This is a genomic window from Gordonia sp. NPDC003424 (assembly GCF_053588655.1).
Genome location: NZ_JBSFQJ010000021.1, coordinates 93,487 through 101,116 on the forward strand (window position 1 = coordinate 93,487; position 7,630 = coordinate 101,116).

Below are 7,630 nucleotides of genomic sequence, written 5' to 3' on the forward strand. Positions count from 1 at the left end.
GCCCGCCGGGCGGCAGGGTCGATGACCATGACGACGCGACACGGGCCGCCGCCCATCACCGACGCCGACCTGCTCCTCGAGACCGCCTACCGGCAGGCCCGGTTGGGGCTCGCCGAGGGCGGCATCCCGATCGGTGCTGCGCTGTTCACCGCCGACGGGACGTTGCTCGGCGAAGGCCGGAATCGTCGTGTGCAACACAATGATCCGTCGGTGCACGGCGAGACCGATGCGTTCCGCGCGGCCGGCCGGCAGCGCGACTACTCGTCGACCATCATGGTCACCACGCTGTCGCCGTGCTGGTATTGCAGCGGGCTGATCCGTCAGTTCGGGATCGGTTCGGTGGTGATCGGCGAGAACCGGACGTTCCGCGGCGGCGAGGACTGGCTCACCGAGGCCGGGGTCACCGTCACCGTGCTCGACGATCAGCGCTGCGTCGCCATGATGACCGACTTCATCGCCGAACGCCCGTCGCTGTGGAACGAAGACATCGGTGTACCGGCGAACGGGGCCGCGAGATGAGTGCCAGCCCGATTCTGACCGTCGACCTCGAGCGGTGGCGCGCCGGTGGTGCGGCAGCCGACGAGGTGTGCGCGGCAGTGGACCTCTCCCTGCAGAAGGCAGGTTTCCTTCTGGTCACCGGACACGGCATCGATCCGGCCCTGCCGGGGCAACTTCGGGCGACCGCGCGCGAGTTCTTCGCGATGCCCACCGAGACCAAGCAGCGATATGCGGTCGGCGTCGGCGGTCGCGGCTGGATCGGCCCGGGCATGGAGGCCAACGGGTACGCCGAGGGCACCGAGACGCCACCGGACCTCAAGGAGACCTTCAACTCGGGAGCTCAGACACCGGTCGGGGTGGCAGACGTCGACGACTACTGGTTCGCCCCCGATGTCTGGCCGGCCGAGGCTCCGCGCCTCCGCGATCTGTTCACCCGATGGACGGCGGAGGTGAAACGTCTGTCCGACGAGTTGCTCGCGTTGATGGCCGCCTCGCTCGGCCTGGACGGCGATGCCAATCCGTTCCGGGGACTTGCCGGTCGCGCCACCTGGACCTCGAACATCAACCACTATCCGCCGCTGACCGCGGTCGGTGAGCCCGAGGACGGCCAGTACCGGATCGGCCCGCACACCGATTTCGGCACGGTGACGGTACTCGACCGCGAGCCCGGCGCCGGTGGACTGCAGGTGTTCAGCGACGACGGCGGGTGGGCGGACGCGCCCTACGATCCGACGGCGCTCACGGTCAATATCGGGGATCTCCTCGAGTATTGGTCGGGTGGGCGCTGGCCGGCCGGTCGGCATCGTGTGTTGCCGCCGCAACCCGATGCGCCGGAGGAGGATCTGGTGTCGCTGATCTTCTTCTACGAACTGAACCACGACGCGGTGGTCACCCCGCTCGATCCACCCATCGGTCGCGAGGCGGGACGGCCGCCGGTGGTGTCCGGCACGTTCATCAAGGAACGTCTGGACGCGATCACCGTCGGATGACGGCCGACAAGGCTCTTCACCGGCGTGTCCAGGCCAGGAGTCGGTCGAGCGGCCAGGTGGTGAGGATGCGGTCGGGGTCGATGCCGTGTTCTGCCGCGCGGCGGGCGCCGAGCGCCTTGAACTCGAGTTGCCCGGGTGCGTGTGCATCCGAGTCGACGGCGAACAGGCACCCGAGATCGCGTGCGAGGTCGATGAGTTCGTCTGGCGGATCGACCCTTTCGGGCCGCGAGTTGATCTCCACCGCGGTGCCGTGGGCCGCGCAGGCGGTGAAGACGGCCTCGGCGTCGAAACTCGACGGCGGGCGGTGGCCACGTCCGGTGACGACGCGCCGGCCGGTGCAGTGTCCGAGGACGTCGACGCGGGGGTCGGACACCGCGGCGATCATCCGCGCGGTCATCGGGCCGGCCGCCATGCGGAGTTGGGAGTGCACCGAGGCCGTCACGATGTCGAGGCGGTCGAGCATCTCGTCGGTCTGGTCGAGCGTGCCATCCTCGAGGATGTCCACCTCGATGCCGGACAGGATGCGAAACCCGTTGTCGCACTCTTTGTTCACGGTGTCGATGAGATCGAGCTGATCCTGCAGGCGGTCGACGCTGAGACCGTTGGCCACCGTCAGGCGCGGCGAGTGATCGGTGATGGCCAGCCACTCGTGCCCGGATTGCTCAGCGGCCGCGGCCATCTCGGGTAGCGGCGCGCCGCCGTCGCTCCAGTTGGTGTGCGCGTGCAGGTCGCCCCGGATGCCTGCGTAGATGTCCGCGCCGACACCGGAGGGCGGTTCCGGTGCGGTGTCCTGGAGTTCGGCGAGATACGCGGGCAACTCACCGTCGACCGCCGATGCGATGACGGCGGCCGTCGTCTTACCGATCCCGCGGATGTCGGTGAGCGTGCGGGTGGTCGCGCGCCGGGCGAGTTCGTCGTGGCCGACGTCGGCGGCCGCGGTGGCCGCTGTGCGGAAGGCCTCGACCCGGTAGGTGCTCTCGCGTCGTCGCTCCAGGAGCCAGGCGATCCGGGTCAGCGCGGTCACCGGGTCCACCGGTGCGGTGATCGGATCGTAGGGCTTCACGGCTCGGCAGTGTGGTGTTGTTGTGCCTCGCGCTGTTGGGCTGCCTCGTGACGATCGTGCAGTCGCTCGCGGACGTCGTCGGCGGTGTAGGAGTTGCGTTGTCGTTGGTCACGTGCGACGAGCACCCCGCCGGCGGCGACGCCCACCACGCCGGCCAACCCGAGCCATTTCCACACGCTGCGCATGCGCCCGAGGATAGTGCGAACCGATCGCCGCGGGGGCGAATACGCTGGCGACATGGAGTCGACGATCGATCTCGCTGCGGCCCTCGAGGCCACCCGCACGGGCGACATCTGGCTGTTCCGTGGGCGTTCGGGCCCTGATCGCGCGATCCGCACGCTGACCAACGCGCCGGTGAACCACGTGGCGATGGCGGTGAGCCTCGACGACCTGCCGCCGCTGCTGTGGCACGCCGAGCTCGGCGACAAGCTGACCGATGTGTGGACGGGGACCAATCACCGTGGGGTGCAACTGCACGACGCCCGCGCGGCGGTCGAGCAGTGGATGGATCGCTACGAACAGGCGTGTTGGCTGCGACAGCTGACGCCGGAGGTGACCGCCGGCCAGGAGGACGCGCTCCTGAAGGTGATCGCACGCCTGGACGGCACCCCGTTCCCCACCACCGCGCGTCTGACCGGACGGTGGTTCCGTGGTCGCCTGCCGACCACCCTCGAGGTCGTTCGCGGGGTCCCCTATCTGGATCGCTTCGCACGGAATCGACATGCGAAACGCCACGCTCACCACGCCGACCTGGAAACCGCGTACTGCGCCGAGGTCGTCGCGATCACCTATGCCGAGATGGGTCTGATCGAATCGGGTAAGAACTCCAACTGGTTCGACCCGGGACGCTTCTGGAGCGGCGACGACCTGCCGCTCGCCCCCGGTCACGAACTCGGGCGCGAGATCTCGGTCCGGCGCTGACCGTTGGTCAGGGCGCCCCGACGAGTTCGGATTCCACCTGATCGCGGTCGAGGTAGGGATCGGACCCTGGCACGTAGGTGGGTTCGGTGTGTGCCACCCCGGTGACGCCGGCCACCCGACGGCGCGCCGCGAGGACCTCGGGCGGCTCCCCCATCGACGTGTGCAGCGAGTTGAGCGTCGTCCACACGGCGCTGCGGCGGGCGCGGCGTTCGATCGGGTTCGGGCGCCGATATTGCACCAGCTGCGCCGCCCAGGACGGCATCGTGTCCCGGATCGCCCAATCCACGGCACCGACAAGCGGATTGGTCACGTTGGCGCCGGTGGCCATCGCATTGCCATGGGTCAGTGCGAGTTTCGGCAGATACTCGGCGAGACAGGTCAGCGTGTCAGCCTTGGTCGTCGGCAGATGGGTACCGCCGAGCGCATGGCCGACGCGCACGAACTCGGCGTAGTACCGGTCGAGGTCGGCGCCGCGTAACGGGTGTGGATGGTAGATCTCGTGAGCGGTGGCGATGCCCCAGACCACGGTCGCGTAGTTCCACCGCAACCAGTCCGGATCGTCGGCGTCGGAGGCCAATCCGTCCGGGCGGGTGCCCTTGATGGTGTGGTGCATGGCGCGCACGGTCCGCGCGAGCCGTTCGGCGGTCTCCGTGGACCCGAACGCCGTGCCGACGAAGAACGCGACCGAATGGCCCAGACGCACCGCCGCTCCCGCGGGATCGATGCGTCCGGTGGGGACCCCGTCGTCGTCCTTCTCCACGAGCCGGGAGTGGTCGACTCCCATCCAGAAGATGCTCGGATCGAGGCGTTCGAGATACGACGCACACTGCAGGCCGAAGATCAGTGCCGGCAGGTGGGCATGGACGTGCCAGGTGGCGCTGCCCGCCCCGAACCACCCCGGGTCACCGGTCGGCGCGTCGAAATCCATGCCGCGAAAGAACTTGGCGCGCACGTCCCTGTCGAAGCGGTCGTTGAGCCACATACCCGGGATCTGATGCGGCAGTGGGATGGGCAGAGTTGGATTCAGAAACATCGGTCGCATCTCGGTTTCGCCCTCCCTTGCCCCCGGCCAGTCGCACTTCCCAGCCTATGTTTTGACTACTACCGTGGCCAGAACCGCGTTTCGGGAGGAGAACTCACTGCATTCACTGAGTGAACTGAGCGGACTTCTCTCGGCTGATTCTTGGTCTGCTCTCATCAGCGGTCGGCAATGTGGTGTCGTGAACGAACCTCATCTGCCCCACGGGGACGACGACGCCACCTGGCCCGTCCCCACCACACCCTTCACCGGAGCGCATCCGCGACCGGAATACGCTGCACCACCGCAGAGCCCGCCACCGCCACAGAGCCACTGGCACACCCCCGCTTACGGCACGCCGACGATCCCCCACACCGCTCCGCCGGTGTCGAGCACCCGTACCGGCCGCAGTGTCACCAAGCCCCTCGTGGTCACCGCGGTGATCGCGGGCCTGCTGGGTGGGGGTATCGGCATCGGCGGCGCCGCGTTCCTCGACCATCAATCCAACGCCGCGGCGCCGGTCCTCACCTCCCAGCCGGCGGCCGCCGCCAACGCCGCGGACACCAAGCCCGGCTCGGTCACCTATGCCGCGCAGACCGCGTCGAAGTCGACCGCCGACATCAAGGTCACCATGAGTCAGGGCACCGCGGTCGGCAGCGGAATCGTGCTGTCTCCGGACGGCTACGTGCTGACCAACAATCACGTGGTCGCCGGCGCCGGCAGCGGCTCGTCGATCCAGGTGACCACGACCGACGGCAAGACCTATCCCGCCACCATCACCGGCACGTCCCCTTCCTACGACCTCGCGGTCATCAAGCTGCAGAACGCCTCCGGCCTCACCCCTGCCACGCTCGGCGACTCGAGCGCACTGCAGGTCGGTCAGCAGGTGGTGGCGGTCGGCAGCCCGGAGAACCTGACGAACACCGTGACCTCCGGCATCATCAGCGCGTTGTCCCGCACCGTGACCGCGGGCGACGAGAGTGGCTCGGCTGTGACCGTCTACAACGGCCTGCAGACCGACACCGCGATCAACCCCGGCAATTCCGGTGGGCCACTGGTGAACCTGGCCGGGCAGGTCGTCGCGGTGAACTCTGCCGTCGACACCGGTCAGGCCGGATCGGGTGGGGTGCAGGCCTTCGGCCTCGGCTTCGCGATCCCGATCAACACCGCCAAGCGCATCGCCAACGAACTGCTCCAGGACGGACAGGCGACGAAACCCGTTCTGGGTGTGTCAGGTTCGCTGAACTCGAACTCCTCGGCCGACGGCGCCCAGATCACGTCGTTGCAGTCCGGCGGACCTGCCGCGCAGGCGGGTCTGAAGGCGGGCGATGTCGTCACCAAGATCGGCGACACCCCGATCAGCAACTATGCGGACCTGATGGCCCAGGTCCTCACCCACAATCCCGGCGACACCGTGCCGGTGACCGTCACCTCGGGCGGGCAGTCCCGCACCGTGCAGGTGAAACTGGGTAGTACCGTCGACAAGCAGCAGACCACCATCTCCGAGGGCGGCCAATCCGACGGCGGCCAATCCGATGGCGGCCAGGGCGGTCGCTCCGACGATGGCCAGTCCCAGGGTGGCCAGTCCGAGGGTGGCCAGTCCGAGGGTGGCCAGTCCGACGGCGGCGAGTCGCAATCCCCCTTCGGCTCAGGTGGATTCGGCGGGCTACTGCCCTGATCCGGGATCGGCCGTCTCCTCTATGAGGAACATCGGGTAGTCGGCCGCGATCGCCTCGAACTCCGCGACCGGACGGTCATGCGACACCGGCAGATGCGGGCGTGCGCCAGGCACCTGCTGCAGAAACTCTTTCAGCAGCCGCGCCCGACGCTCCACCGGCACCTCGGCGAGGTGCACCGGTCGGCGGCCTCGGCGGTCGATGATCGCATTTCCCTGCGCTGCACGGACATTGCGCACCCAGTTGCAGTCCTTGCCCAGCATCGCGCCGAGGTAACGACGACCGTCCACGACGGTCACGCCGAGCGGAAACCGCGTGGGACGCCCGGTCGTCCGACCCGGAACCTCGAGCGTGATCCAGTTGCGTCCCGGCGCAATTCCTTTGCTGAACATCCACGACCAGAACCGTGCGTACCGTCGCGCAGTGGTGTTGCCCTTGCCGCCGACATACATCTGCCGCAGCGAACGCGCCCGACGGTCCGCCAGCCGATCGATCAGCCGTGACGGTCGGATGACCCCGTCACCTCGTCCCATCCGTCAAGGATAGGGATCCAGGCGCTTGCCGCAACCAACTTGGCGTCGGCAAGCGCCCGGAGCCTTCTCACACTATGGAGTTCTCAAGGTGCGTGCGCGGTCCCGACCGTGGTCGGGTGCGCGGGAAAGGTGCTTCGCTGGAATGTGCTGCGCGTCAGAGGGTTACACAGGTTTGGGTGGCTGACTCTGCTTCATCGGCTGACCATGCTTCATTGGCTGACTGTGTTGTATCACCGGGCACCGACAAGTTACGCGGCGATGCGGTCGTCGAGGGTCAGGGTGCGTCGGTTGTAGGCCGGTAGCGGTGTGCGTGTCGGGTCGATCGAGGCTGGTGGGATGAGCCAGGGGTGGCGGTCGGCGCCCAGGACGATCTGCCAGTCGCCGTGGTGGATCTGGGTGTGACAGGCCGGGCACAGCAAACATCCGTTGTCCAAATCCGTGGGACCACCCTCGCTCCACCAGTCGATGTGGTGCACGTGGGTGTAGCCGGCACGCGCCCCACATTTGATGCAGCAGGCGTCGCGGATGATGATCGCCTTACGCAGGTGCGACGGGAACAGCCGTTTGTCCCGGCCCATCTGCAAGGGCACGGTGTCTCCGTTGATGATGACCGCGCCGATCGCCGCGTCACAGGCCAGCAGCGCGGCGGTCGCCGCGGTGACCGGACCGGTCCATCCCAGCACGGCCTGCTCGGGTGTATCGGCCGGAACCAGCACACTGACATGGGTTTTCGGTGGGGTGACCAGGGTGGTGTCGGCGACCGCCGCCGCCTCGAGGATCGCCTCGAGGGCATCGGCGTGGCGTTGCCCGGTCGAGCGGGCATCGGGGGAGCCGTCCGGTTCGGGGCGTGTGCCTGACAGTGAGGTGATCGCCGAGAGCAGTTTTTCCCCGGTGATGATGTCGACATCCCCGCGGATCTGGATGCGGCCGTC

Annotated in this window: 9 protein-coding genes; 4 read left to right on the plus strand and 5 right to left on the minus strand. The window is 68.1% G+C overall.

Going from position 1 to position 7,630, the window contains the following annotated elements; all coding sequences use genetic code 11:
- Positions 1-27: 27 nt before the first annotated feature.
- Both ACWDTI_RS23420 and ACWDTI_RS23425 read left to right on the plus strand, forming a co-directional pair.
- Complete coding sequence (locus ACWDTI_RS23420) at positions 28-519, plus strand: nucleoside deaminase (RefSeq protein ID WP_449740520.1); 492 nt, start codon at positions 28-30, stop codon at positions 517-519.
- Positions 516-1,487, plus strand: coding sequence for an isopenicillin N synthase family dioxygenase (locus ACWDTI_RS23425; protein ID WP_449740521.1), 972 nt, complete (start codon positions 516-518; stop codon positions 1,485-1,487). The genes ACWDTI_RS23420 and ACWDTI_RS23425 overlap by 4 nt, the downstream gene beginning before the upstream one ends.
- 16 nt (positions 1,488-1,503) lie before the next feature.
- Here the strand turns inward: ACWDTI_RS23425 and ACWDTI_RS23430 are convergent, their stop codons facing one another.
- Complete coding sequence (locus tag ACWDTI_RS23430) at positions 1,504-2,550, minus strand: PHP domain-containing protein (protein WP_449740522.1); 1,047 nt, start codon at positions 2,548-2,550, stop codon at positions 1,504-1,506.
- On the minus strand, positions 2,547-2,735 hold the full coding sequence (locus ACWDTI_RS23435) for a hypothetical protein (RefSeq protein ID WP_449740523.1): 189 nt from the start codon (positions 2,733-2,735) through the stop codon (positions 2,547-2,549). The genes ACWDTI_RS23430 and ACWDTI_RS23435 overlap by 4 nt, the downstream gene beginning before the upstream one ends.
- Positions 2,736-2,787: 52 nt before the next feature.
- On the opposite strand from ACWDTI_RS23435, the gene ACWDTI_RS23440 reads away from it, so the two are divergent.
- Positions 2,788-3,471 (plus strand): guanylate cyclase, encoded by a 684-nt coding sequence (locus tag ACWDTI_RS23440; RefSeq protein ID WP_449740524.1) that lies wholly within the window; start codon positions 2,788-2,790, stop codon positions 3,469-3,471.
- Positions 3,472-3,478: 7 nt separating this feature from the next.
- Here the strand turns inward: ACWDTI_RS23440 and ACWDTI_RS23445 are convergent, their stop codons facing one another.
- Positions 3,479-4,513: an oxygenase MpaB family protein gene (locus tag ACWDTI_RS23445; RefSeq protein WP_449740525.1), complete on the minus strand. Its 1,035-nt coding sequence runs from the start codon at positions 4,511-4,513 to the stop codon at positions 3,479-3,481.
- Positions 4,514-4,691: 178 nt separating this feature from the next.
- On the opposite strand from ACWDTI_RS23445, the gene ACWDTI_RS23450 reads away from it, so the two are divergent.
- Positions 4,692-6,167: a S1C family serine protease gene (locus tag ACWDTI_RS23450; RefSeq protein ID WP_449740526.1), complete on the plus strand. Its 1,476-nt coding sequence runs from the start codon at positions 4,692-4,694 to the stop codon at positions 6,165-6,167.
- Here ACWDTI_RS23450 and ACWDTI_RS23455 read toward each other — a convergent pair.
- Both ACWDTI_RS23455 and ACWDTI_RS23460 read right to left on the minus strand, forming a co-directional pair.
- The gene (locus ACWDTI_RS23455; protein ID WP_449740527.1) at positions 6,156-6,698 is read right to left on the minus strand and encodes a nitroreductase/quinone reductase family protein; all 543 of its coding nucleotides are present in this window, start codon (positions 6,696-6,698) and stop codon (positions 6,156-6,158) included. The genes ACWDTI_RS23450 and ACWDTI_RS23455 overlap by 12 nt on opposite strands.
- Positions 6,699-6,946: 248 nt before the next feature.
- Positions 6,947-7,630, minus strand: a 684-nt coding sequence (locus ACWDTI_RS23460; RefSeq protein WP_449740528.1) for an HNH endonuclease, incomplete at its 5' end; no start/stop codon positions are given.